A 25152-nucleotide genomic window follows, 5' to 3' on the forward strand; every position below is an offset into this window, starting at 1 on the left:
TGTGAAACGCCTACGCAGGGAAATCAGTTCACTGGACTGATTTCTGATCCTGCTTCGATCAGATAAGATGCGCGTAAAAACAAAAGCTTAGAGCGCCTTTCGATCTGCTTCAATCAGATCGGCGCTCTCGTCAGGTCAGCAGCTTTTCCAACGTTTCAAGCCGATCCGCTTCGCGGGGCGGTTTGTCCCACCGAAGCCGCGAGAAACGCGGAAAGCGCATGGCGACACCTGATTTGTGGCGCGTGGACCGGTTGAGGCCTTCGAAAGCGACTTCTACCACAAGCCCATGATCGGGTTCGGCGCGGACAGACCGGACCGGCCCGAAGCGCTCGGTGGTATTTTCGCGCACAAACTTGTCCAGCAATTTCAGTTCTTCGTCCGTAAAGCCGAAATAGGCTTTGCCAACCGGAACGAGCACCGGCTCATCCTCCGGTCCCGTCCAGACGGCAAAGGTGAAGTCGGAATAATAGCTGGAGCGCTTGCCGTGCCCGCGCTGGGCATAGACGATCACAGCATCGACGGTGAAGGGATCGCGCTTCCACTTGAACCATGGCCCCTTGGGGCGGCCGGGCAGGTAGGCGCTGTCGTGGCGTTTCAGCATCACGCCTTCGATGACGGGATGGGGTGGATTGGAGCGAAACTCCGCCAGTTCCTGAAAGTCGCCAAAGGGCAGGACGGGTGAGAGATCAAAGCGGCGCGGATCGAGCCTACCGACGAAATCTTGCAGACGGGCGCGGCGTTCGGAAAAAGGCCGGGCGCGCAAATCGGCGCCGGTCTGCTGGTTCCCTTCCTGCAACAGATCATAGGCCCGCACGAAAGCCGGATAGTCGCGCAACTGCTTTACGCTGACGGTCTTGCGGTTCAGCCTTTGCTGGAGATCGGAAAAAGTGGCTGTTTCTATGCCAGTTTCGCCGTGATGACCGACGAGCAGTTCGCCGTCGATTGCGCCTTCGAAATCCATAGCTTCCAGAATATCCGGAAATGCACCGGAAATATCGTCACCGGTGCGTGAATAGAGGCGGCGCACGCCACCTTCCGAAACCGCCTGCACGCGAATGCCGTCCCATTTCCACTCTGCACTGTAGGCAGACGCATCGAGCGAGGAGAGGTCAGCTTCATCGAGGGCTGTTGCCAGCATGACCGGGCGGAAGGGTGCGGCTGCGGTGGCGGCAGGCTTTTCACCACGGCCTTCCAGCCAGGCGAAAAGCGCCTCATAGGGGGATAACTGGCCGTGCCAGAGTTCCTCGATTTCTATGATGTCGACGCCACCAAAATCAGCAAGTGCCTGTTTGGCCAGACGGGCTGAGACGCCTACGCGTAAACCACCGGTGACGAGCTTCAACAGTGCATAACGTTCAGAAATACCGAGCAGATCGAGCCATCCTGCCACGAGCATGGGGCCTTCGCGGCGTGAAGCATTTTGCAATTCGTGCACGACGATACCAAGCGGCAGATTTGCCCCCGGGGCGGTTTCGCTCGGGCCGGGCCAGATGAGCGAAATCGTTTCGGCAAGATCACCGACATAGTCGTAGGAATAGGCAAAGAGTGTCGGATCGGTCCGCTCGGCAATGAGCGCCCGCAGCATGGCCGGTTTCACACTTTGCAGTTCCAGATCGCGTGTGATTGCCGCGAGTGCCAGCCCACGGTCGGGATCTGGCGTGGTGCGGAAATAGTCGACAAGCAGCCGAAGCTTGCCGTTGCGCTGCGGTGTCAGAACCAGCCGGTCAAGAAGTTCGGCGAAAGCACGCATCAATCACCCTCATCTTCGTAGCCGACGAGATGGAGCGGCTTTGCCGATATGTTCTGCAGCTCGCACCAGCGAACGAGCGCTTCTTCGCGCCCATGGGTGACCCACACTTCGGCGGGTGCGATTTCCGTTATTGTCGCCGTCAGTTCATCCCAATCGCAATGGTCGGAAATAATGAGCGGCAGCTCCACGCCCTGTTGTTTGGCGCGCTGGCGGATGCGCATCCAGCCGGAGGCGAAAGCCGAAATGGGGTCGGGGAAACGCCGTGCCCAACGGTCGGAAAAAGCCGATGGCGGGCCGACGATGATCTTGCCTGCAAAATCTGGCTGTGCTTCGTCACGTTCCAGAGTGGCTGGTTCAAGGGGGCCGAGATCGATCCCTTGCGACTGGTAATAACCGCAGATCTTTTCCAGCGCACCATGAATGTAGATCGGTTCTGAATAGCCTGCATTGCGTATGAGTTTGATGACCCGCTGTGCCTTGCCCAGTGAATAGGCACCGACAAGGTGCGCGCGTTCAGGAAATTGCCGGATTGATTTGAGAAGCGTCGCGATCTCGTGTGACGCATCCGGGTGACGAAATACCGGCAGTGCAAAAGTTGCTTCGGTGATGAAGACATCACAGGCGACAGGTTCAAAAGGCGCGCAGGTCGGATCGGTCATGCGCTTGTAATCACCGGAAGCGACAATGCGGGTTCCGTCCTTCTCCACTGCGATCTGGGCAGAGCCGAGCACGTGGCCTGCGCCATGAAAACTCACCCGGACACCGTTGATCGTAAGGGTTTCACCGAGACTTATCGGTTGGGTCGTTTCCGCGAAATTTACACCGTAGCGCAACGCCATGATGTCGAGCGTTTCGGGCGTTGCCAGTACATGGGTGTGGCCCGAGCGGGCATGATCGGAGTGTCCATGGGTGATGAGCGCGCGTTCCACCGGGCGCACGGGGTCGATGTAGAAATCGCCGGGTGGGCAATAAAGACCTTTGGGAGAGGAACAGAGAAGCTGGTTGAAACGCATGGTTTCAAGATAGGTCATGAAGTTTGCGCCGAAAAGGGAGGGAGCCCCTTGCTACTGACAAAATGAGAACAAAAGTGAACAAATGCCTTGGCGACCCGCTTTGCTGCGATTAGATTGACGGCGTGACACTGAACCTGAAGCCCGCCGCCGCATCTGCCGCTTTCCCCTTGCCGGACCGTTTTCTCGAATGGTTTGCGGCCAAGGGCTGGTCGCCTCGCGCGCATCAGCTTGAGCTTCTGGCGCGTGCCGAACAAGGGCAATCCACGCTTCTGATTGCGCCGACCGGGGCTGGCAAGACGCTGGCCGGGTTTTTGCCAGCGCTGGTCGATCTGGAAAAGCGGCAAAGCAAAGCAATTCCAGGAAAAGTGGGAACCGATTTTCCGTCCGGAATTGCGTCAAAATCCAAAAGAGGTGTTCACACGCTTTATATCTCGCCGTTGAAGGCTCTGGCCGTCGATATTCATCGCAATCTGACGGTGCCGGTCGAGGAAATGGGTCTCGTCATCTCAATCGAGACCCGGACCGGCGATACGCCTGCGCACAAACGCCAGCGGCAGAAGCTGGCGCCGCCGGATATTCTGCTGACCACGCCAGAGCAGCTTGCGCTGTTGATCGCTTCCAAAGGCGCGGAACAGTTCTTCAAGGGTTTGCGCTACGTGGTGCTGGACGAATTGCACTCGCTGGTGATTTCCAAGCGCGGGCACCTCCTCGCGCTGGGGCTGGCGCGGCTGCGCCGCCTGCAACCGCAATTACAGACCATCGGCCTTTCCGCCACGGTGGCGGAGCCCGATGAACTGCGCCGCTGGTTGGTGGAACAGGACGGCACCGGGCCCATGGCCGGCCTTGTGACGGTCGATGGCGGTGCCAAGCCGGAAATCACCATTCTCGATTCCGATGAGCGGGTGCCATGGTCTGGCCATTCCTCGCGCTATGCGATTCCCGATATCTATGAGGCGATCCGCCAGCACCGCACGACGCTTCTGTTCGTCAATACGCGCAGTCAGGCGGAAATGCTGTTTCAGGAGCTCTGGCGGGTCAATGAAGACACGCTGCCGATTGCTCTGCATCATGGTTCGCTCGACGCAAGCCAGCGTCGCAAGGTAGAGCAAGCCATGGCTGCCAACACTTTACGGGCTGTGGTCGCGACCTCGACACTCGATCTCGGGATCGACTGGGGCGATGTCGATCTGGTCATTCACGTCGGCGCACCGAAGGGGGCGAGCCGCCTTGCGCAGCGCATCGGCCGCGCCAATCACCGCATGGACGAGCCAAGCCGGGCCATTCTCGTGCCCGCCAATCGCTTCGAGGTGATGGAGTGCCGTGCCGCACTCGACGCCAATTATCTGGGCGCGCAGGATACGCCACCCCTGATCGACGGGGCGCTGGATGTGCTGGCGCAACACGTGCTTGGCATGGCCTGTGCCGAGCCTTTCAACGCCGATCAGCTTTATCATGAGGTGCAGAGTGCTGCACCTTATTCGAACCTTCCGCGAGATACATTCGACCGCATTCTGGATTTCGTGGCGACCGGTGGCTACGCGCTCAAGACCTATGAGCGGTTTGCGAAAATTCGCAAGACCGTAGACGGCACGTGGCGGGTGTCCAATCCACGCATCGCGCAGCAATATCGGCTCAACATCGGCACGATTGTCGAGGCACCGGAATTAAACGTCCGGCTGACACGCGGCGGTAAGAAGGCCAGCGCTTATGGCGGACGTGTTCTTGGTCGCATCGAGGAATATTTCCTTGAGACGCTAACGGCTGGCGACACGTTCCTGTTTGCCGGAAAGGTACTGCGGTTCGAAGGCATTCGTGAGAACGAATGCATTGCCTCCAACGCCGCCGGGCAGGATGCCAAGATTCCTGTCTATGCAGGCGGCAAGTTTCCACTTTCCACCTATCTCGCCGCGCAGGTGCGGGCCATGCTCGCTGACCGCACACGCTGGCAGTTTTTGCCTGAACAGGTGCGGGAATGGCTGGAAGTGCAGCAGTGGAAATCCGTGCTGCCTGCAACGGACGAGCTGTTGATCGAAACCTTCCCGCGCGGCAATCGCTTCTACATGGTCGCCTATCCGTTTGAAGGCAGGCTGGCGCACCAGACGCTCGGCATGTTGCTGACACGTCGGCTGGAACGCATGGGCGCGCATCCGCTTGGCTTTGTCGCTACCGATTATTCGCTGGGTCTCTGGGGTCTCAAAGATATGGGCGCGCTGATCGGCACCGGAAAGCTCAGCCTCACACGGCTGTTCGACGAGGATATGCTGGGGGACGATCTCGAAGCCTGGCTTGATGAAAGCTACCTTTTGAAACGCACTTTCCGCAATTGCGCCGTGATTTCAGGGCTTATCGAGCGCCGTCATCCGGGACAGGAGAAAACAGGCCGTCAGGTTACGGTTTCCACCGATCTGATCTATGACGTGCTGCGGACCCACGAGCCGGACCACATATTGCTGCAGGCGACGCGCGCGGATGCCGCGACCGGGCTTCTGGACATCAAGCGCCTTGGCGACATGCTGGCGCGCGTGAAAGGTCATCTGCTGCACAAGCCCCTGGACAGAATTTCGCCGCTGGCGCTGCCTGTGATGCTCGAAATCGGACGTGAGCGTGTGGCAGGTGAGGGCGATGAAATGCTGCTTGAAGAGGCCGCAGACGACCTGATCAGAGAGGCGATGCAATGAAGACTGCAGTGTGGGGAAATGGAGAGGCTTACAGTCTGGCCCATGCACAAGTGCGTGGTGTCGCGGCTGTGTGCGATCCATCCGGCGCGCTGTTCCTGCCCGACCTGCATATGCTTATCGTTTCCGACCTGCATCTGGAAAAAGGCTCATCCTTTGCCCGACGTGGCCAGCTCATCCCGCCCTATGACACCGCAGCGACGCTCGACATGCTGGCGCTGGCAATCGCGCGCTATCAGCCGCGAACGGTCATCAGCCTCGGTGACAGTTTTCACGATGCGACGGCTAGCGAGCGCCTGCCGTCGCTTTATGCCATCCGTCTGAAATCGCTGATGGAGCATCGCGACTGGTTCTGGATCACCGGCAATCATGATCCGAATCGCCCGGCCGATCTGCCGGGCGATTGCGTGGAGGAACTGGCGGTCGGGCCGCTTGTTTTCAGGCATGAACCATCGCGCAAGGCCGGGCAGGGCGAGATTGCAGGCCACCTTCACCCGGCGGCCCGCATCGTGCGGCGTGGACGGTCGGTGCGTCGCCCTTGTTTTGTAAGCGACGGGGAAAGGCTCATCATGCCGGCTTTTGGAGCCTATACGGGTGCGCTGAATATTCTGGATCGCGCTTTTCGGGGCCTGTTCGCCGACGAGACCCTGCGCGCCTATATGCTCGGTCAGGGCAAGGTTTACCCGATTGCGCGCGGTGCACTTTATGGGGGTTAGAGCGGTTCCGGTTAAACGGAATCAGTAGAACCGGAACCGCTCTAACTGTCTGTTTTGGCGCGCATCTTATCCGAAAACCGTTTTACACTTTTCGGGATGCGCTCTAATCCCTCCGGAACAGAATGCGCCCGAACCAGCCGGTGAAAACGGCAAGGAAAACGGCAAACAGGCCATAAAGGAAGCTGTTCTGATGGGCGGCGTTGTAGATGCTCTGTTCAAAACCTGCCTTGACGATTTCCAGACTGGCATTGGCTTCACGCAGAAAAACACCGTTGCGAAACAGAAGCGCCCTGGCCTTGTGGCGTCCGACCGGAACATTGGCGGGCAGGTTCAATGTGGCGCGAAACAGGGTGCGGGAAATGAACTCCACGCCACCGATGCGCTGTGTATAGAGGCCCTGCCGGATTTTCATCTCGCGCAGTTCGTTGCCGAATGTCGGGATATTGCCTGACAGGCTGCCCGCATCTTCCGGGACGAGATAGAAGTTGCGCACGCCAACCGAAAGCTGCCGATAGATTTTCTCTTCGGTAATGTCCTGCAGATTGCGGGTGGAGGCCAGCGAATAGGAGAGTGGCACGCCAATAAAGGTTTGCGAATCCGCATTGACCCAGACACCGAGATAACGGTCCTTCTTGCGCACCACGAGGTCGCGCGAAGGGCCTTGCAGCACGACGATGATGTCGTAACGGCCCTGCCGCTGGATCATCGGGTCAGCATTGTCGAGCGCGCCAAATATGGTGAGATCGGTGCCGCCAAAATTCGATGTGATGGCGATGGTTTCGGTTGAGAGCCCGATTTCGATGGTTTCATCGGCGGGGTTCTGCAATTGCGGAACCGTGTTGCCGTTACCGCTGGAATCGACCTGCGCCGTGGCAGTTCCCGCCAACAGGAGCATGAACAATGCGGAGAACAGCGTAAGGCTCCGCATGTCAGATATCCGCAATCGAGATGGAAAACAGATTGTCGGGTCGTACAAACAGGCCAAAGGCGAGGCGCAGGCCAACGGCAAGCACCAGAAGCGCCAGCAGAAGGCGCAATTGTTCGCCGCGCAGCTTTTGTCCTGCGCGTGCGCCATATTGTGCGCCGATAACGCCGCCAACCATCAGTAGGAAAGCAAGCACGATGTCGATGGACTGGTTGGTCGTTGCCTGCAGGACGGTTGTGAATGCAGTGACAAAGGTGATCTGAAACAACGAGGTTCCCACGACCACATTGGTTGGAACATGAAGCAGATAGATGAGGGCCGGCACCATGATGAAGCCGCCGCCGACACCCATCACGGAGGAGAGAAGGCCGATGAAGAAGCCGATGCCGAGAACCGGAATGATGCTGACATAGATGGTGGATGCCCGGAACCGCATCTTGAATGGCAGACGATGTATCCACGTATGCTGGCCGGAGCGCCGCACGGCACCAGCCTGTCCCTTTTTTACGCGGCGCAATGCACGCACGCTTTCCACCAGCATCAATCCGCCGACAGTGCCGAGAAAAAAGACGTAGAGGATGGAAACGATCAGGTCCAACTGGCCGAGATCGCGCAGCCACGAGAATACGAAGATACCGACGAGGGAGCCCAATATGCCGCCCGCCACGAGAAACAGGCCCAGCTTGATATCGAGTGTTCGACGTTTGAAATGCGCCAGCGCCCCCGAAACCGACGAAGCGATAACCTGATTGGCGCCAGTGGCGACCGCGATTGCAGGTGGAATGTTATAAAAGATCAGAAGCGGCGTGATGAGAAAACCACCGCCAACGCCGAACAATCCGGACAGAAAACCCACGGCAGCGCCCATGCCGAGGAGAACCAGCATGTTCACCGATAATTCCGCAATGGGAAGGTAAATACCCAATTCCGAACCCGGCTTTCACGAACGCATGACATACACTTGCTTGCGGTTGCGCTTCTCCGCAAGATGTCTCACCCTACAAAAACATCTCCGGCAAAATTATGAAACGGTTCTGAGCGCGGAAATGCATGAAAACAAGTAGTTAGGCTTAACTCGAACTTTGAGTTTCAACCGGACCACTTCTCACAATGTCTTGCTCTGTCGCCGTCGCGGAGTCAAACGCCGATTGCCGATAAAGTCATATCGCGGAACTCTATTTGAGGAAAAATGCAGGGTGTTGTTTAAGAACAACAAAAAGAGCCGTGAAGAGTGTTGAAAGCAGTCGCTGCCTGTATAATCCTACAGAATATATAGGAAATACATGAGCGCAACTTGGCTGCGATGCACTGTTAATCAATCGGTCGCGTTTTGGCGGTTGCTGATGACGATATTGATATCTTCTTTCGGCGTAATGACGGAATGTCCCGACGATGGGTAGAACTGCGCACGAATTGAGATGTTGTCGGACATTTTACTGTCGGTCAGGCTGCCGTTTTTGATGACATAAAAATAGGGATTGGTCAGGTTCACACTGAAGTTTCCGGCAAAGCGGCTGCTGGATTTGAAGCCGAAGCAGTTCATGCTTTCGGCATAGTAATTGCCATTCATCACATTCCATTCCTCCATGGGGCTGGAACGCATCAAGCAGGTCTTCTTGCCATCGGGGGTGGTGAAGTTCGCGTTGAACGACACAGCAATGAATATATTCTTCAGCTCGAAACTGCCGGATAGAACCTTGAAAATGGATTTGTAGGGATGAATATCCTCCGCGGGGACAAGCTGCTTGTCGCCGGAGGAAATCTCAAAATCGATAGCATCCCCCTGGAAACCCTTGATATCCTTATCCAGCGCGAGGGGAATTTTCGCGATGATACCGTTTTCCATGTCGTTGTTTACGTGCAAGAGCATCGTTCATCCCCTCGTTGATAGGGCATAGATAATAAGGCTCAACGAGTCGATTCAACCTGTTACTTCTTTCAGACCTTTATGTTCGAAAAGCAAAAAGGGTGGCGTAGGCCACCCTTTTGGAAGTCTTTTAGTTTCAGTATTTTACTTGTTCTTCTCAAGCAGAAGCTGAACCAGTTTCTGGTCAACCTCGCCGGTAGGCGTCTGGCCATTTGCCTTCTGGAATGCAGCAATTGCGGTGCGGGTCTTGCCGCCCATCAGACCATCGGCTGAGCCAACGTCATAGCCGTTTTTCTGAAGAATGAGCTGGATGTTGCGAACCGCCTTCTTCATATCCACCGAGCCGGTGGTAAGCGGTTTGCTCTCGGCCCATGCATCCGGGACGTCAATGGAATTGGTCGCCTGATCGAGCGGTTTGGCCTTCCAGAGCTTGACCGTGTCCTGGGCGTGTTCGAGCTGTTCCGGCTTCAGGGCCTTGGCAATCTGGTCACGCTTGTCGGCGGCATCCTTGTCGCCAGCATTGGCGGCGAGCGAGAACCACTTGTAGCTCTCTTCCAGATTGGCTGGCATTCCCAGTCCCTTGGCAGCAAGGATGCCGAGGTTGAACTGGCTGTCCTTCACACCGAGTTCTGCAGCGTCGGTGAACCAGCGCACTGCGGAAGTATTGTCTGGGTTGCCATTGGCACCGGTTGCGAAAAGGACGGCAAGATTATGCATCGCGCTTGCGTTGCCCTGCTGCGCCGAGAGCTGATACCAGGTCTTGGCCTTGTCGAGGTCGCGGGGCATGCCAAGGCCCTTCTCATTGAAGTTGCCGAGGCGATATTGCGCCGGTGCGAAGCCCTGACTTGCGGAAATCTCGTACCATTTTGCCGCCTTGGCAAAGTCGGCGGCAACGCCGCGGCCTTCCATGTAGCGGTTACCGACTTCGAAGAGCGCCCGAGCGTCACCCTTGGCCGCAGCTTCGCGAAGTGCTGCCGGTCCAGCTTCTTCCGGTACAGGCGGAATAGCCGCCTGAGGCCGTGCAGCAGGTTCAGTCGATGCCGCCGTTTCAACGGATTTCACCGGACTGGCGACTGTTGCGGCAGGCTGTTCAACCTGTGTCGGGACTTCCACCGCTGCCTGTTGCTCATCTGCTGGTGCCGGGGTTTCTTCCTGCGCAACTTTCTCTGAGTGCGGCTCCGTAACCGGAGGCACTGTTGCGGGGGCGGATTGCTCGAGCGCAGGTGTCGTGTCTGATGCGATCTTCGCGGCGATTTCGTCGGCTGGTGTAGCCGGGTTATCGGTGACGGTTGTGTCGATTTGTGGTGGGACTGTATCGACTGCCGTGTCCACCGGTTCGTCGCGGTTGAGGAAGGCAGAGCCGATCTGCAGACCGGCCATAGCGATCATCACGGCGCCGATTGCCATCAGAATGGGTTTGCGCTGGCGCTGGATCATGTCGCCGACCGACGACTTCTTCTTGCCGGAGCGCTTGGTTGCGCCCTTCTGAAGCTGTTCGGCTTCGGCGGCGGCAAGCTGGGCGGCCCGCCGTGCCGCCGTTATGAAGTCCACCTTGCCGTTGGCGGCAAGTGCCGCATCGGCAGCATCTTCGCGCTGGCGGCGTTCTTCGCGCACCCGCTTCATGATCGAATTAAGATCTGGCATGCCTTCGCCTTTAGGGCGAGGAGATGGAGTTCTTTCAAGCTCAGGTTCTTCGCGCGTGATCGGCTCGATGGCAGCAAGATCGTTTTCGAAGGCTGGCGCGTCGAGTGTCGCATCAAATACGCTTGCTTCGAGCGTTTCGTCGTTCTTTCCAGCGGACGTATCGGCCCGACGACCGCGTATTGCCTTGGCAAAACCACCGAAAATCGATGACTTTCCAGCCATGTCGCCCGCCTGCATATTGACAGGACCGGCTTCGCTCTGAACGGTCGCGAATGCCGCTTCCGCAGCCGCCGCAGCCGGTGAACGCGGTGCCGATGGGCGCGGTGATCCAGCGTTGGGGCTGGTGAAGACCGGATTTTCGGTTTCCGGTGTGTCTGATTTACCCGCCACGTCCTGCTCAAGCCTGGCCAGACGGTCGACGATCTTGACGAGTGTGTCATGCACGGTCTCGAATGTCTTGCCGTTGCGCTCGTCGGAATTACGCGCAAGGGCTTCGAGCGATTTCATGTCGTCGGCGAGTTGCCGGGCGATCACGCTGTCACCATGCGAACCGTGCTGCAGAACCCGCGCGACCGCACTTTCGGCGGCTTCACGCGCAGCATCCAGCACAGTTTCGCGATTGGAGGCGATGGAACGTTCGATGGAATCGAGACGCGGCTTCAGCTCTGCGATTTCGGCGACGGGCTGCGCCAGATGATGCGCGATATTTGCAATCTGATCTTCAAGGCTGCGGATAGCCTTCATGTCCAGTCCCGGACCTTCATAGGTCGGCGCCTGAAGGAGACCCAGTGAAATCTGCTGTGAAAGATCGTCGAGGCGGCCTTCCAGCGTGTGGATCGCGCTGTTGTCGACATGCTGCGTGGCATATTGCGTGTCGAGACGCTCAGTCAGTTCCGCGAAGCGGCGGTCGATCTTGTCCAGAACGGCAGGATGCGGCTCTTCGGCTCTGCGCTCGGCGGCTTCGAGTTTTTCGCCGATGGCTTCAAGGCGTGCCTCAACAGCCTGATAGTCGGACTGGCTGAGATTCTCCATGACCTTGCCAACCTGATTGGCAAGCAGGTTGATCTGGTGTGCGAGCTGGTCGATGACGCCATCCGGTAGTGCCGAGCCGGTTGAAAGTCCGTCGATACGCGAGGAAAGTTCACCGAGCTTGCGATAGAGCGTGTCGGAATTCTGCTGTGTCGCCGAAGCGGCAAGCTGTTCTGCAAGTTCCGCCAGCCGGTTTTCAATGCGCTCGAGACGGCGCACGCCATCCTGATCCGGGCGCTGGGCGCGGCTTGTGGCGATGATGGCTCGACTGATTTCGTCCAGCCGTTCGTCTATTTGTTGCAGGCGGCTCTGTTCCAGCGACGATGCATGTTGCGGGCTGAGCGATTCCTCGATGGAGTTTGCAAGCTGGCCGATGCGGTCTTCGATCGCACTCAAGCGGTTCGACTGCGGCAAGGTGCCGATAGCGTCACGCACCTGCTCAAGCCGCGAGCCGATTGCATTCAATGCCGGATCGACGGTGTTGTGGCGCTGCTCGAACGCCTCGAAACGGGCGTCGAATCGGTCCCAGCGATTATTGAGGCGATGCAGCGTTTCTTCGCGGGCAAGGCTCTGGACCGTACGGTTGAGCTCTTCGAGCTGGCGGCGGAGGGCTTGAGCATTGGCCTCGCTGCTGCGGTCTGCGAGAAGGCGAACACTGTCGCTGATGCGTTCGAAGTCATCGCTCATCCGCTGCGAAAAGCCTTCTTCGCTCGCTGCGCGCTGAAGGCGGGTCATCTCGCGGCTGGCATGGCTGACCTCGGCGCTGGATGCATAATGTTGCTGCGGTTCTTCGTGGCTCGCGCGCATCCGACGCAGATTTTCGGCAATTTCGGCAAGGCCAGTCACAGTCTCGTCCGGATGGCGAACTGGCTGACGTTCCGAGCGCAGAATGTTGCGTACGTCTGGGGTGTCATCCTGTTCCAGATCCATCAGGCGCTTTTCGAGGCTTGCCAAAATCCGATTAAGTTCTTCCATGGCGGGCGAAGGCGCTCGGCGCTCGCGACGGGCATTCAATTCGTCAATAATGGATCGTGAACCTGACGCCAGATCTGGGTTTGCCATGAGAAATTCACTTTTTCCAATGATAGAGACCGCCGAGAGCAAATTTCACCAGCGCAACAAGCGAGAATTTGCTCTGCTTACATTTGTACAAACGTGGTAAATAACTCGTTAATTTATGTGACTAAGTGAGTGCTTTAGTGGGCGCGGAAAGCATCCCACGGTTGAACGGGCTGAATTCGGCGTATCAAAGCAGCCCGACATGGAAAGCGGATCTATCGAGCATGGAAGACGAGTGAATTGCGGCGGCGAGTGTAAATCGAAGCTGCGGCACTGACAGCAATGTCAATGTGAGCTGTCATCAACAGTGGTTCCATCGCGCAATCGTGCGGTGACCGGGCGTTTCCGGGGGCGGAAACAGGTAGAACATGAGTAAACAGACAAAGGCGCACAAGCTGGCTGCAGATGTAGCGGTTGCGGATCTGCTAACCGGCGCAAGCGGGCATGTGCAAAAGGAAAATCCGTCAGGTGGTCAACTATACCGGATTGGTGATTTGGCCGAGGAATTCGACCTGACGTTGCGGGCCTTGCGTTTCTACGAAGGCAAGGGATTGCTTAATCCGCGCCGTGCAGGCGTGACGCGGCTTTACGATTACAACGACCACACACGATTGCGTCTCATCCTGTTTGGACGTCGCATTGGCTTCACGCTGAGCGAGATGGGGCAGCTTATCAGCGTGTGGGAAAACGGTGCGGGCGACTCCGCCGAGATTGGGAAGCTGCGCAAGCGCTTCAAGGAAAAACTGGTCGAGCTTGAGAAGAAAAAGGACGAGGTTGACCGGTCCGTCGACGAGCTTCGGGCCATTCTGGCGCGGATGGGAAAAGCGCCACGCTGATTGCGGGCAATATGGCACAATTAAATGTGGCTGCCTTTGTCTGGATGATGGGACAGACAAGGGCAGCCTATTTATTCGTAATAAAAAATATAGTTAAAAATCAACGCATTCTAGAATGCAATCCAGACCTTGACGCCATACGGGGGAATGACGGAATGGCCTACCCTGTATCGGTATTATACAAGCCGTTTTTGCATTCTTCGTTTTACTCTGCAGGCTGTGCTTTGGTCTAATTCCCCAACACAGATATTGCTTGCAGAGCGAGAACGGGTTGCGCCTGGCAATATGAAAAAGTGTTAAAACCTTCTGTTCATTGAAAACAAGGTCATCTTACCTAAACTTAGATCGATCTTAAAATAGCAACTTGCTGGGTAAAATTCGTCAATCGTTATCGACTAATTTAGCTGTTTCTGAAAATTGAAATGTAATTTCCTGATAACTGATTTATCCGAAAGGCAATCTCCCGAAGTCCTGGTCCTAGGAGTTCTGAAAAATATGTATTAACTCGTGCCTCGCTGATTGCACTCCGGGGTGTCCTGGAACGATCCAGTTACTGTTCACAATTATTGCCGCCATCTTTTTAATTTGGGTATATTTGGGCATCTCCGAATGCGTGACCTCGGTCAATACAGGTCAAAGCAAGCTCTGTCTGCAAGGGGCGGAATGTTTCAGCCTGTCGCACGAAGTGTGCTGTCTGGCGGGAACTTCGACGCGGTAGTCAGGTTATCCCAGCCTTGCGACTTAACGCGAAAGTGAGGCTGAAAATGAAAAAAGCTCTTGTTCTGACCGCAGCGGCGTTTCTCGCCAGCTCCGGTTTTGCGCTCGCGCAGGATCGAGTGCTTATCGAAGTGCCTCAGGCAGCGCGCGACTATGTCATAGCAAATCCATCGGATCCTGTCGTTGTTGAGGGGGAAATCAGTGACGGTTACGTCCTTCCCGATGCGGTGGCGGTTCATCCGATCCCGGAAAATCCGGATTTCGGTTATATCTATGTCAATGGCGAGCCGGTGATTGTTTCCATGCAGAACCGTCAGGTCGTCTATTACGTCGATGAGCCGAATGCCGGCCCGCTCGTGCCGAGGGAAATCGTGACCTATATCGAAACCAACCCGGTTGACCCGGTCATGATTGAAGGAGATCTGGCGGAAGGTTCGGTCATCCCGGAAGATGTGCCGCTTGTGGCCGTTCCCGACCAGCCAACTTACTCCTACGTCTATGTGGAAGATCGCCCGGCTTTGATCGATACGCAGACCCGCCGTGTCGTTTGGGTCAAGTAAGCACGATAGAGGGGATCAAATAGGGCAGAGAAAGGCGGCAGAGTTGCCGCCTTTCTCACGTGTTACATGTGGTGCATCTGGGATGCCGGGCCGACATAGTCGGCATGGTCGTCACCGTTCAGATTACTTTGCCAATCGACGATAACCTTTTCGCCGGGCCGTACATTTGGATGATAGGGCGGATAGAGTTCGAAGCTCTGACCGTCGGCCAGGGTAATTACGTGGCTCGCCTGATCGTAAGACTTCAGTGTACCCATGGTGAAATCTTCCGCATGGGCGGCAAACGAAAACAGCGAAACACCTGCCGCAATGGCAGCCATAAGGTGGTACCGCATTTCAATCTTCTCCCGAATGGCGCAAACTGGATTGCGCTCCTCCGAAGGATCGTCAACTCGCATATTCATTCAACTATGCCGGGCCGATCCCATCTATTGAAGTAGCAATTAATTTGTCGGGTTCCATGGCAAAGCCGATCAACAGAATTCACGCCCGATCACAGCTCTGCGACTGGGATTCAAGGGCGAAAATCTCCATCTCTTCGTTACAGTAAAGCTGGAATTGAGGGCTCATGCTGACGAAATTGCCCAATAATTTTCGGTAAGCTTTGCTTTTATGCACCGTTGTTTCAACCATTCAAAAAGTTCTATGGTGAAATCGAATTGACGCTGAAAAATAAAATTGGTCTGCTACCCTTGTAGGCAGTGACATAAGGGTATATCTATTACAAATCGATTTTGTCATCGAACGACAAGGCGCGTATTGCGTCCTGACTTTTCTTTCAATTTCGTAAAATACGCAGCGAAATTTATTTCGTTATTCTTCAACCATGCGAATTGAAAGGAATTCTCTATGGCAAACGGAACAGTAAAATTCTTTAACGGCGGCAAAGGCTTCGGATTTATTCAGCCTGATGATGGTTCGCCAGATGTGTTTGTTCACATCTCTGCTGTTGAGCGTGCAGGTATGCATACGCTCAATGAAGGTCAGAAGGTGAGCTTCGAGCTGGTGGCTGATCGCCGTTCCGGCAAGAAGGCCGCTGATAATCTTCAGGCGCTGTAACTCGGCGTAAAGACATTGTCTCCGATCTTTGACCACGGATGTACTGGCATTGATTGTTGAGGCGATTGAAAGGTCGGGTTTCTCCCGGCCTTTTTTATTTTGGAGTGCATCCTGAAAGGTGTGAAACGGCTTTTCACCGGGAGTAGGTAGAATGCTCGAAGAAAAATCGGCGGGACTGACCAAGGATACGCTCTTCAAGAAACCGCTTTCGCGCATGGAGGCAAAGAGCGCCGTAACCGACCAGACGGCTAGAGCCATCCTTCAGCACGAAAAAGCTGTGGTGGATGCCAAGACCGAACGGTTGAAAGCTGCGCGCCTTGAGCGCGACAGGCGTGATCCGTAGCATACTCGGGCGCGACAGGCGCGATCCATAGAATGATCGTGCGTTCGTGCAAAATGAATGAATGGAGACCGGTCGCAGCGGCGCGATGAAACGATGGCGTTTTGTCGGTTAGTTCGCTGGACCATGAAAGGAGTTAATTTGCAAGTCGTTGTACGAGATAATAACGTCGATCAGGCGCTGCGTGTGCTCAAGAAGAAGATGCAGCGCGAGGGAATTCTGCGTGAATTGAAAGAACGCCGGGCTTATGAAAAGCCTTCGGAAAAGCGTGCGCGGGAGAAGGGCGAAGCCATTCGCCGTGCGCGCAAGGATGCGAAAAAGAGGGCTCAGCGCGAAGGCCTTCTGCCAAAGCCGAAGAAGAAGGTTGCTCCCACACGGTCGAGAACCCCGGTCGCTCCTGCAGCGACGACCTCTTCTGCTGCCTAGTGGATTGAATTTGACGTTTGATACCCGTCTGACATAGATCTCGTTTCAAACGTCAAGTTCGAAAAATCTACTAGAAATATAAATTTGCTAGTGGTCTTTTCGATTCCGACATTGGCGCGGCATCCATATCCGATGGATGCAAATGTCGGAATCGGGCCACTAGCCGGTTTTCCGAAAACTTCTAATCTGACACTTCAAGACAGGCCGCCGGAACGAAAGCGTTCCGGCGGTTTTTTGCTGGCACGGGCAGTCGTGACTAGCGCGCATCCCGAAAAGTGTGAAACAGTTTTCGGATCAGATGCGCGTCAAAACAAACAGTTGAGACGCGCCGATCTGATTCAATCTGATCGAGACACGCTCTAAAGCGCGTCGCGCTTTATCATATTCAAACGACACGCTTTAAGCTTTTGTTTTTACGTATGTCTTTATCCCAAAACCGGTTCCCACTTTGGGGAGGCATGCTTTAGCCGCGTCATACTCTGGGTCTGTTTCGCGCATGTTTCCTTATGCTCCAGATCTGGTCGATTGATGTAATTGCTGCCTTGGTTTGTCTTTTTTCAGCTTCTATCCATTGTTTTTATTATGTTTTTTCAATCACCTTCGGAAAGGTAAGGCCATTTCGCTTTGTTTGATTTGTCTCTTTTAAAGGGAAGATACAAAAAAAAGCCCGCTAAGCGGGCTTCGTAAGTTTCGGAATTGATTTTCTCACCGTCCCAAAGCGAAGGCTCCTCGCTTTTCAAGATCGGACAAATTGTAATAACTAGCCACGAATTTATTATCGTCGAAAAGTGGCGAGATGCCGATATCTGCCAATCGCTTCTTCATCCCAACTCGGTTCACACCGACCTTCTGACAGAAATCTACAAGAGAAATGAACTTGGATTTGAATTCTTGAAGCGAGTCTTCGTTAATCAATCGAGCCATTTTTGATGACCGCTTGTAATCCTTCTCCTTGATATAACCTCGCCTGAGAAGCTGCGATAGCGTGACATCCGATGTACCGAGTAAGTCGAGAGCCTGCTCGAAAGTTACGAAATTTTCTTGCATGTCAGACAGGCTCTGGAGTCGAACACGTTGAACTTCGAGCTTACTCACCCGTAGCCTTGTAAGCAGGCCGCCTTGGCCAGTAACGACACGAGCGTCTACAGAACCCTCGATAATCAGTTGGAGAATGTTTTCAAAAGCCATCGTAAAAGCGTGGGCGAGTTCCATTAGCGAACCCCACTCGTCTTCGTCATGTTCGACCGATTCCGCGTTTGCGAGCAACGCGGATTGAAAGCTGTCCAATTCCGCTTGAGGAATACGCAAATATCCCCTTTCGTTCTCTCGTTCTTCAACCTGGCCTACAAACCCGACTTTCACCAGCGTCCGGAACTGTTCTTCATCCACGCCGAGAATTTCTGCGGCAGCCGTAGATGTAAGGGTTTCGCGAGCGGCTTCTAAAATTGGACGGGCCCTCTCAGCATCAAAATAGATAGCCGAGTCATGCTGGTTGATGCGGTCGGTTAGTCCATGCGAGACAAGCAGGGTCTTAATGCGCTTTTTATGAATACCGAAGTCTGTGTGAGCAGAGTTCACGCAATAGACATAGCGGTGATCGACGGGATTGATAAAGGTCATGCCTGGACCAAATGGCATGTTCTTTTCGGCAATGTCTTGGAACAACGACACGAGAGGCGTGTATGCTGGCTTCAGCTTGTTGCGGCGAAGCCAATCGACAAGCTGACCGAAGAACTGCTCGACGAAACGAACCATCGGCCTTTTCTGCTCGATGGTTTCAATAATAATGCGCTCCAGTTCAGCCTGCCCTTCGCAGATAAGCCTAAATCCCCATTCACGCTGGTCCGTCGCCTCGTCCTGAAAGTGGGTGAGCTTATGAATCGCAATGAACTTTCCCATATAACCAGAAAGCTCAGCAACGATATGTGCGTCCAATGTGTCGACCAAATCGTCGGCTTCGGCGCGTTTGAAAATGCGGTCACGCAGAAACCTGTCCAGCATTGGAGCCGAGCTCCGCACATCATCGTGCGCCTGATCGCGGATTGTCTGGACATTTTGCTCGACGAACGTAGCAAAGTCGTCGCGCTGGTCAAAAGAGGTTACAAAGTGCTCGACCAACTTACGCCCATGCTTTGGACATCCTTCGATACCCCGACAGCTCCACCACGAGCGTGCATAAGGTCGCGAGATTGCCCGACCGATGCCTGTTTCCATGTCATTGAGAACGCAATGCGGACAGTAGCGAAGCATCTTTCCCGGACGCATTTCTTTATTGAAAATAGCGTGGCCAAGCTTCCAGTTGGAACCCGGATGTTGATGGACGATGCTTGCATTCGCTAAGCGTTCAATGGAAATCCCTGAAAGCTCCGAGATTTCCGCAAGCGCGTCATGATCTCCACGAACAATAGCTTCTCGGCTCGTGTGTGTGAAACCGAGCAATGATTGCAAGGAATCATAGCTATTCGCGCGCGCCAGGCGCGACACGAGGCTGATCGGACTTTCGTCTTCATGGAAGGGCAGGGTAACCGGCAATGTCATTTCTTGGTCCTTCCTTTTTTCTTGGGCTCGTTAGACGCAGACAGATCGGCGAGCACATGTTCAGGCGAGATTTCTGACCAACGTGCGGCTGAGAAGATATTGTGTTCGGGTAGGCAACCGCTCGATTCTTGATAGACGAATGCGAATGCACGATTTTCGAGCACCGTCCTGTCGTTTTTAACGGTCAGGATGCAAGCGGCACGGATAGTTTCAACAATCTTGCCTAGCCCGCCTTGAGCCGAGTGACACAGTCGTCCCACAAAGTCTGCTTCTCGCAGTTCATCCGCGATCTTCAGGCCACACATCTGTTCGGCAATTTTTGTCATGGCATCGTTGATGAATTGCTGATCATCAGTAGGGCTCTGCTCAACATAGCGGATGACCTTGCTACGGTTCGCGAGCTGGAGATCATTTGTCAGCAATTTGGCAAGATCCGGCACACCCGAAAAGATCGTATGCAAAGGCCAGTCAGGAATCTGCATAAGGCTCTTCAGCCCGTCCTGGACTTCGGTAATCACCTTCTGACTATCGTGACGAATGAGGTGTTGAGCCTCATCGACGTGCAGATAGAGAATACCTCTCGCTTTCAACTGAGTTTTCACAGCCGAAAACAGCTGGGTCTCAGTCTGCTTGGAGTTTGCTGGAAGCCCCATCGCAGACAACAGCGTGATCGCAAACCCCTTCATGGTTGATGAGCTTGATGCCTCGATACTGAGAAAAGGCGTGATGGTTTCGCCAAACTCATTTTCTCGCGGCTGAAACTCTGCGATGCGACCACAGTGGTGTTTCAATGAATGGGATTTGCCGCTCCCGGATTCACCAATTACAAATAATGCAGTCTGCCGAGAACCGCCGCCACCGTTCAGGTGATCATCAACGTTATCAACCATTCCTTGCAGCATATTGTGCAATTTTCTGTCGCGCGGACTTTCGAGATATGTGCTGTAGATATGTCTTTTGAGTTCTTTCAATTCGTCAGTGTTCATTGGTCCCGCCCTTCTTAAAATTCGTCGTAATAGCCGCTCCTTGAAACAGGAGGTTCTGTTTGAAGGTCGGTATCTGTATTGTTCGCCCTGGTTTCCAGCCGCTCGCTTTTCGCAGCCCGTTTTGCAGCTGCGATCTCCTTCTTCTGGACCGTTTGGTACTCGACAAAGGCCGATTCATCGGAGAGCTTCAGATCCCCTGGAAGAGAAGCGAGCGCTTCTAGTCCCTGCATCTGGTCATCCGGCTTTGCGATCCAACTGCCACACAATTCGGCTTCGAGCCTTGCCAGTGCATTGCTATCTAATGACCGCGCACCCAGCTTTGCCCTGATCATCGCGGCGTCACCGGAGGTCCGCAATTTATTGATCGCCCGGTACATAGCGGCGAGACCAGACTCGCTTTCCTTGGCATTAGCCAGACGAAGCTGCTGCCGTGCTACGATCCATTCCTCAAGCGAAACGTTATCGTCCAGTCCGATTTGGTTTTCGACTGAGAACCAGCCCTTATCCTTGCCTGCATAGACGGCAATGGAACGCAGATTCGCTGGATCGCACTTGATCTCAAAATCCGTCTGACCATGTTTCAGGCGAAGGCGCGTTAGCTCATCGTTCGAATAAGGAATGCCCATGAAAGACACGCCATAGGACGAAATCCGTCGCGAAACCTTCTCCCCAAAGATGTGAAGCATTTCTTCTTCGTCAGGCGCGACGTCGATTGGATATCGGGATGTCGCCTTCACCCAAGCATTGTGTGGTGTACCATCCGCGAGCCCTGCATGCTTCTTGTTGTGATAGATATCGCAGATCGCGTAGAGGAAGAACTTGATCAGCTCATCACTCTGCAGGCTTAGGCGTTCCTCCGGATTGTAGTCTCCTTTCTCGTGAATAGAACCGAAGGTTCGGCCATCAAAATGGTGGGCCACCATCGGACCAATGGTCTTGAAAAGCCGTTCGATAAATGGTCTGGCTTGTGGTTCACCCGCTGGTGGTCGGGTAAACGCAATGCGCGCATTCCTCAAAACTTCCTGCGTCCGCTGGCTGACGAACTCCTTGCCGTTATCGCAATAGATCTGGCGAGGACGAAGGCGTCCAATCCAGGGCGTTTCGCAACCCAACGCAGTGGAAATATGCGTTTTGTCGGACATGATCATTCTGATTGCTTCGACGGCATTGGCCGCATTCGGATTGGTGCTCGCCTTAAAAGCCAACACATAGCGAGTGGACACGTCGATGGCGGCAACGAACCAAATGCGAGTGCTTCCGATCTGATTACGATAGCTTTCTGGTAACAGGGACCACATCCCCGTTTCTACGAACAAGGACATCAATTCCACATTCCAGAAATCCATCTCGATCCGGTCACCCGGCACCTCGAAGTGGAAGCTCCGCTTTACGGAAGAAAGTCGTCTCTTGGCGTACGCCTCCCCATGTCGTCCAGCGACCTTCGCGTACTCATCAAAACCATCAATGATGCTCTCGAATTTTGTGCGCGAAACTTTTTTGATCTGAGAATCCGGTGATGAGTTCATCTCAAAAAGCTTGGCCAGATAATCCTGATAAACCTGTGCCTTCGATTTCTTCCTGTTATCCATGTACCGAAGAGCTTCGCTATGAGCGAATGCAATCGATTCCGGATCAGCGGAACGATAATAGATTCCAGGACCATGGTGACGTTGAACTAATCCGAGGACGTCGCCTCCGCATCCGTGGTACTTGGTGTAATCTCTCCAGAAAGTCTTGACCGATGGGGCGCGATAGAACGTGAGTTCCATCGGCCTGTCTGCGCGACTGGCGCTTGGGAGAAGGTTTGACTGGATCTCGGCGTGCCAAGTATTCAGAAGACGCTGGAGCTTCTCATTATTCCAACGTTTCCGCCCATATTCCGGGAATTCCGCGTCATAACGGTTGATCAGCTTTTCACGAACGAGAGCCAGCTTCTGAACCTTCTCAGGGAAATCAGAGAACTTTTTATCGCCGAAGATAATGCGTAGCTTCTGTTGCTCTGGTTCCTGATATCCATACCGAACCGAGGCGCGACCAGCAGAAATTTCATTATAGAGCTCCTGATGGCCGACAACGACTTCGTGGCTGTCGTCTTCCCTCTTGATGTGCCATCCCTCGTCGCCTCTGCAGACTGGAATCCAATGGGCGTTCTTATAGCTAAGCCTGTCGACCTTGCGCATGTTCACCAAAGAGCGCTGAAATGTGGCTGGCTGTGCAAAATAGCTGTTCATGTTAACCTCCTTTTTGAACGTAGCTGTATTGGTCGTCGTCTAGCGAACCACAGTCATCCAACTGAGTTCGTTGATCTGTCCCGGATTCACGGGCCTGATAATTTCGTGGTCGATAAGCGACCAAGCCGCAGTCCAGCGGCTTGAACGGCTCGTGCAGTTCTTGAACAATTGCCCAAACCGGAAGTGGCCCGGCCAATCCTTGATCGCTTTGACCAGCGCCAGATACTCGCTCTCATTGTAATGAGAACGGGCGCGTAGGATGTTCATGGCGTTCAAAAATGCATCGATGTTAGCCTCGACTTCGGTGAGAAGGCTTAGCTTGATGTCGGGGTGTAGAGCTTCAATCTCACCCAGTGTCCCGACGCATTCCATGCCTGCCTGTTGAATGCGGTCCAGCACATCTTGCATGGCCGCCTTTTTCTTGAACGGCTTAACTGCAATGGCCAGTTGCACTCCGCTTTTCAGCACCACGTAATAGTCAAAGATATGCTTTCGTCGGACGCCAAAAGCGTCGACGTAGCCCATTACCGGGTACTGTGAATGAAGTTCCTGAACGTCTCGTCGCGCCTGAATTAATGTCGAAACCCGGTGCTCAAGTTCACTTTCATGGAAGACAACTGTAACTTCATGAACGGTGGAACCACGAGCGGTTTTGGCATTCTTCTGCTGAGGTTCACGTGTTGCAAATCCAGGGCAGGGTTCTTTCCAAAACTTGATGGAAGAGCCGCCACTTTCGGATGAGGTTGCCTTATATTTCCAAGCCCCCGACCTTGGTCAGGCCGTGACAATCTTGGTCAATGAGCTGCTGCAGATCACGTGAAGCATCAGCTTCGGCGATGAAACCGAGACCAGCACGTTGAAGACTGACATTTCGAGATACTTGACGAGAAAAATTCATAGCTGTCCCCTGAAAGCTTCTGGTGGCCAGGATGGCCGAAAGTCTGTCAAATGGGGAACACAAGGATAAGCCGATGCAATTGCGCAACGGGTATTAAACCGACGCCAATACTAGGCCTTGCTTGTGCTCCACTGGGTAGTCGGTTTGCGTATCATGGTGATATTATCCTTTTGCTTGAGCGTTTAAGCTCAGGGCGCTGCATATGGCAGCATTTCAATTTGATTGCAATATCTAAATTTGAGTTAACCATATAATAATTTTATCGGCTCTATTGGGATGAGTATCAGACTTTTCGTTGTGAGGTGCACCTTAACGGTTCGGTATCAGCGATGGGAAACAACTTTTCCAATGGAGGTTATATGGCTGGTCGGATCATGGAAGCGGATGTATTCGGTACGCTGGTGCACGCTACCGCATACAACGGAGGACCTGCTCATTGTCCGTATTGCGGCATTCGCCTTGTTCATATGCCCCCTTATCAAAGGCACAATGCTGCGGTTGGCGCTTTCTACCGGCGTCGGGCGGGAGTTTCGCATGGCGTTTGCAAATACAATGAGAGCCAGCGAGTTAACCGCATCGTTCGATTTTCCACTGAATTCTCCAACCAGCAACCTATCGCGTTGGGTAATGACGGAAAGGCTAAATTTCTTCTGCAGGTAATCGGAGGAATCCTGCGATTAGAGAAATCTGGCTTACTCCCAGAAGCTGTACGTGACGCTGAAGGAAACGTAGTGATCAGTCCACAGAGAGTGAGATCGCAGTCGTTACGCACAGCGAAAGCCATTCTGGGGCTAGTTAGCAGAATTGAGAATACTGCGGAGCTTAGCGAATTGATCAATTTGGACCATAAAGGAAGGACAATTCCGTGGCGAGATTTCTATTTTCCATCTGACAGAAATCTGCGGCTTTATCGTCAGGCAAATAGAGGAATTGAATTTCCAATTGCGATGGAGATAACCGTCAAAAAAGTTTTTCCAAAGGAAAAAAAAGCGAACTATCTTATTAATTGTCATGGAGAACATATCGACGAAAATGGAAGTATGGTCTATTTCGCCCCCACGATCTGGGTAAGCGATCCGGTCCTAGCGGCGCTATTCGTAGAAAGCGGAACATACCTAATTTTTGCAGCGGTAAACAATATTTCGTCAAATGGGGCTTTCAGAAATTTAAATATAACAGTTAATTCTAGGCATCAAGTATGTCGCGTTCGAACAGAACACTGACCGGTGTAACTATCGGTTTAGAAATCATCGTGAACGATAAATTATTATCTATTAGTGACTCTAAGCCGCCGGGAAGATTAACGCCATAGTCAATATCTCCGTTATCAAAAACTCTTATTATATGAACATTCCTGTGATCTACATTTAAAATTTCGCCATCGGTAAGTTCAACTACTGCTCTATCGCAGTAGGTGCTTAATAGATTAACTTTTTCGGCGATCTGGGCAGCAAGATGTGCGTCCCTATAGGGACCAATATCGAAATAACACTCGAATTGTCCTTTTTTCCAACGTGTATCTATGCTATATGCTAAAAACATTACCAAAACCAATTTTTCTAATAGTAAATATTAATAAATGAAATTCCCATCGGCGGAAATGTGAAATTCATTTATTTATTGAATAATTAGATGTCAGAAGTTTAGTGATCCGATTTATTGCAGGATTGTAAAATCTATCTTTCAGGAAGTTTGTCATGGTTTTTGCATTTTACACTGACGTCGTCTCGACAAACCCCATGTAAATAAGAAGTGATATAACGTCGTAATTACTGAAGTCTGTCAATTGATCGTATTTCCTGGAATTTGACGCCATTCTCGTACAGATATGCAGCAAATACTTGGGCTGTATCGTGATTCAATTAGCAGGTTATTCTGCGGTT

General features: G+C 53.6%; 20 protein-coding genes. 8 read left to right on the forward strand and 12 right to left on the reverse strand.

Features of this window, described 5'->3' with window-relative positions; translation table 11 throughout:
• Nucleotides 1-130: 130 nt before the first annotated feature.
• Together FIB18_RS00130 and FIB18_RS00135 are read right to left on the reverse strand one after the other, a co-directional pair.
• The gene (locus tag FIB18_RS00130; RefSeq protein ID WP_140018845.1) at nt 131-1750 is read right to left on the reverse strand and encodes a cisplatin damage response ATP-dependent DNA ligase; all 1620 of its coding nucleotides are present in this window, start codon (nt 1748-1750) and stop codon (nt 131-133) included.
• Nucleotides 1750-2763, reverse strand: a complete 1014-nt coding sequence (locus FIB18_RS00135) for a ligase-associated DNA damage response exonuclease (protein WP_140019373.1) — start codon at nt 2761-2763, stop codon at nt 1750-1752. The genes FIB18_RS00130 and FIB18_RS00135 overlap by 1 nt, the downstream gene beginning before the upstream one ends.
• A gap of 122 nt (nt 2764-2885) precedes the next feature.
• Here FIB18_RS00135 and FIB18_RS00140 point away from each other — a divergent pair, with 122 nt between their 5' ends.
• Both FIB18_RS00140 and pdeM read left to right on the forward strand, forming a co-directional pair.
• Nucleotides 2886-5441: a ligase-associated DNA damage response DEXH box helicase gene (locus FIB18_RS00140; protein WP_140018846.1), complete on the forward strand. Its 2556-nt coding sequence runs from the start codon at nt 2886-2888 to the stop codon at nt 5439-5441.
• Nucleotides 5438-6154 carry a ligase-associated DNA damage response endonuclease PdeM gene (gene pdeM, locus FIB18_RS00145; RefSeq protein WP_140018847.1) on the forward strand — a complete coding sequence of 239 codons (717 nt, stop codon included), beginning with the start codon at nt 5438-5440 and terminating at the stop codon, nt 6152-6154. The genes FIB18_RS00140 and pdeM overlap by 4 nt, the downstream gene beginning before the upstream one ends.
• Nucleotides 6155-6257: 103 nt before the next feature.
• Here pdeM and FIB18_RS00150 read toward each other — a convergent pair whose 3' ends face one another.
• From FIB18_RS00150 to FIB18_RS00165, 4 genes are all read right to left on the reverse strand, one after another.
• On the reverse strand, nt 6258-7082 hold the full coding sequence (locus tag FIB18_RS00150; protein WP_140018848.1) for a TIGR02186 family protein: 825 nt from the start codon (nt 7080-7082) through the stop codon (nt 6258-6260).
• Nucleotide 7083: 1 nt separating this feature from the next.
• Nucleotides 7084-7965, reverse strand: a complete 882-nt coding sequence (locus FIB18_RS00155) for a sulfite exporter TauE/SafE family protein (RefSeq protein ID WP_407921838.1) — start codon at nt 7963-7965, stop codon at nt 7084-7086.
• A 429-nt stretch (nt 7966-8394) separates the two neighbouring features.
• Nucleotides 8395-8949: a hypothetical protein gene (locus FIB18_RS00160; protein WP_140018849.1), complete on the reverse strand. Its 555-nt coding sequence runs from the start codon at nt 8947-8949 to the stop codon at nt 8395-8397.
• Nucleotides 8950-9090: 141 nt separating this feature from the next.
• Nucleotides 9091-12681, reverse strand: coding sequence for a peptidoglycan-binding protein (locus FIB18_RS00165; protein ID WP_140018850.1), 3591 nt, complete (start codon nt 12679-12681; stop codon nt 9091-9093).
• Nucleotides 12682-13046: 365 nt separating this feature from the next.
• On the opposite strand from FIB18_RS00165, the gene FIB18_RS00170 reads away from it, so the two are divergent.
• Both FIB18_RS00170 and FIB18_RS00175 read left to right on the forward strand, forming a co-directional pair.
• Nucleotides 13047-13514: a MerR family transcriptional regulator gene (locus FIB18_RS00170; RefSeq protein WP_140018851.1), complete on the forward strand. Its 468-nt coding sequence runs from the start codon at nt 13047-13049 to the stop codon at nt 13512-13514.
• A gap of 764 nt (nt 13515-14278) precedes the next feature.
• Nucleotides 14279-14791, forward strand: coding sequence for a DUF1236 domain-containing protein (locus FIB18_RS00175; protein WP_140018852.1), 513 nt, complete (start codon nt 14279-14281; stop codon nt 14789-14791).
• A gap of 62 nt (nt 14792-14853) precedes the next feature.
• Here the strand turns inward: FIB18_RS00175 and FIB18_RS00180 are convergent, their stop codons facing one another.
• Nucleotides 14854-15126 (reverse strand): hypothetical protein, encoded by a 273-nt coding sequence (locus tag FIB18_RS00180; RefSeq protein WP_140018853.1) that lies wholly within the window; start codon nt 15124-15126, stop codon nt 14854-14856.
• Nucleotides 15127-15640: 514 nt separating this feature from the next.
• Between FIB18_RS00180 and FIB18_RS00185 the strand changes: the two genes are divergently transcribed.
• From FIB18_RS00185 to rpsU, 3 genes are all read left to right on the forward strand, one after another.
• The gene (locus FIB18_RS00185; protein WP_105543986.1) at nt 15641-15850 is read left to right on the forward strand and encodes a cold-shock protein; all 210 of its coding nucleotides are present in this window, start codon (nt 15641-15643) and stop codon (nt 15848-15850) included.
• Between the two features lie 151 nt (nt 15851-16001).
• On the forward strand, nt 16002-16193 hold the full coding sequence (locus FIB18_RS00190) for a hypothetical protein (RefSeq protein WP_140018854.1): 192 nt from the start codon (nt 16002-16004) through the stop codon (nt 16191-16193).
• A 138-nt stretch (nt 16194-16331) separates the two neighbouring features.
• A complete protein-coding gene (rpsU, locus tag FIB18_RS00195) occupies nt 16332-16616 on the forward strand; it encodes a 30S ribosomal protein S21 (RefSeq protein WP_140018855.1) in 285 nt (94 codons plus the stop codon).
• A 705-nt stretch (nt 16617-17321) separates the two neighbouring features.
• Here rpsU and FIB18_RS00200 read toward each other — a convergent pair.
• From FIB18_RS00200 to FIB18_RS24715, 5 genes are all read right to left on the reverse strand, one after another.
• Complete coding sequence (locus FIB18_RS00200; RefSeq protein ID WP_123218524.1) at nt 17322-19154, reverse strand: TniQ family protein; 1833 nt, start codon at nt 19152-19154, stop codon at nt 17322-17324.
• Nucleotides 19151-20140 (reverse strand): ATP-binding protein, encoded by a 990-nt coding sequence (locus FIB18_RS00205; protein WP_123218523.1) that lies wholly within the window; start codon nt 20138-20140, stop codon nt 19151-19153. The genes FIB18_RS00200 and FIB18_RS00205 overlap by 4 nt, the downstream gene beginning before the upstream one ends.
• Nucleotides 20141-20154: 14 nt before the next feature.
• On the reverse strand, nt 20155-22371 hold the full coding sequence (locus FIB18_RS00210; protein WP_123218522.1) for a DDE-type integrase/transposase/recombinase: 2217 nt from the start codon (nt 22369-22371) through the stop codon (nt 20155-20157).
• A gap of 39 nt (nt 22372-22410) precedes the next feature.
• Nucleotides 22411-22896, reverse strand: coding sequence for a hypothetical protein (locus FIB18_RS00215; RefSeq protein ID WP_123218521.1), 486 nt, complete (start codon nt 22894-22896; stop codon nt 22411-22413).
• Nucleotides 22897-23119: 223 nt separating this feature from the next.
• The gene (locus tag FIB18_RS24715) at nt 23120-23269 is read right to left on the reverse strand and encodes a hypothetical protein (RefSeq protein WP_158295673.1); all 150 of its coding nucleotides are present in this window, start codon (nt 23267-23269) and stop codon (nt 23120-23122) included.
• A 359-nt stretch (nt 23270-23628) separates the two neighbouring features.
• On the opposite strand from FIB18_RS24715, the gene FIB18_RS00220 reads away from it, so the two are divergent.
• Nucleotides 23629-24492, forward strand: a complete 864-nt coding sequence (locus FIB18_RS00220; protein WP_140018857.1) for a hypothetical protein — start codon at nt 23629-23631, stop codon at nt 24490-24492.
• The last annotated feature ends 660 nt before the right edge of the window (nt 24493-25152 follow it).

It is taken from the genome of Brucella pecoris (genome assembly GCF_006376675.1).
Lineage (GTDB): Bacteria > Pseudomonadota > Alphaproteobacteria > Rhizobiales > Rhizobiaceae > Brucella > Brucella pecoris.

Bases quoted from the DNA above. Each gene is read 5' to 3' on its own strand.
- FIB18_RS00220 (WP_140018857.1), top strand. From the start codon at position 23,629: ATGGCTGGTCGGATCATGGAAGCGGATGTATTCGGTACGCTGGTGCAC.
- FIB18_RS00185 (WP_105543986.1), top strand. From the start codon at position 15,641: ATGGCAAACGGAACAGTAAAATTCTTTAACGGCGGCAAAGGCTTCGGA.
- FIB18_RS00175 (WP_140018852.1), top strand. From the start codon at position 14,279: ATGAAAAAAGCTCTTGTTCTGACCGCAGCGGCGTTTCTCGCCAGCTCC.
- FIB18_RS00155 (WP_407921838.1), bottom strand. From the start codon at position 7,965: ATGCTGGTTCTCCTCGGCATGGGCGCTGCCGTGGGTTTTCTGTCCGGA.
- FIB18_RS00180 (WP_140018853.1), bottom strand. From the start codon at position 15,126: ATGCGGTACCACCTTATGGCTGCCATTGCGGCAGGTGTTTCGCTGTTT.
- FIB18_RS00200 (WP_123218524.1), bottom strand. From the start codon at position 19,154: ATGACATTGCCGGTTACCCTGCCCTTCCATGAAGACGAAAGTCCGATC.
- FIB18_RS00150 (WP_140018848.1), bottom strand. From the start codon at position 7,082: ATGCGGAGCCTTACGCTGTTCTCCGCATTGTTCATGCTCCTGTTGGCG.
- FIB18_RS00135 (WP_140019373.1), bottom strand. From the start codon at position 2,763: ATGCGTTTCAACCAGCTTCTCTGTTCCTCTCCCAAAGGTCTTTATTGC.
- FIB18_RS00165 (WP_140018850.1), bottom strand. From the start codon at position 12,681: ATGGCAAACCCAGATCTGGCGTCAGGTTCACGATCCATTATTGACGAA.
- pdeM (WP_140018847.1), top strand. From the start codon at position 5,438: ATGAAGACTGCAGTGTGGGGAAATGGAGAGGCTTACAGTCTGGCCCAT.
- FIB18_RS00190 (WP_140018854.1), top strand. From the start codon at position 16,002: ATGCTCGAAGAAAAATCGGCGGGACTGACCAAGGATACGCTCTTCAAG.
- FIB18_RS00130 (WP_140018845.1), bottom strand. From the start codon at position 1,750: ATGCGTGCTTTCGCCGAACTTCTTGACCGGCTGGTTCTGACACCGCAG.
- FIB18_RS00215 (WP_123218521.1), bottom strand. From the start codon at position 22,896: ATGGGCTACGTCGACGCTTTTGGCGTCCGACGAAAGCATATCTTTGAC.
- FIB18_RS24715 (WP_158295673.1), bottom strand. From the start codon at position 23,269: ATGAATTTTTCTCGTCAAGTATCTCGAAATGTCAGTCTTCAACGTGCT.
- FIB18_RS00210 (WP_123218522.1), bottom strand. From the start codon at position 22,371: ATGAACAGCTATTTTGCACAGCCAGCCACATTTCAGCGCTCTTTGGTG.
- FIB18_RS00170 (WP_140018851.1), top strand. From the start codon at position 13,047: ATGAGTAAACAGACAAAGGCGCACAAGCTGGCTGCAGATGTAGCGGTT.
- FIB18_RS00160 (WP_140018849.1), bottom strand. From the start codon at position 8,949: ATGCTCTTGCACGTAAACAACGACATGGAAAACGGTATCATCGCGAAA.
- FIB18_RS00205 (WP_123218523.1), bottom strand. From the start codon at position 20,140: ATGAACACTGACGAATTGAAAGAACTCAAAAGACATATCTACAGCACA.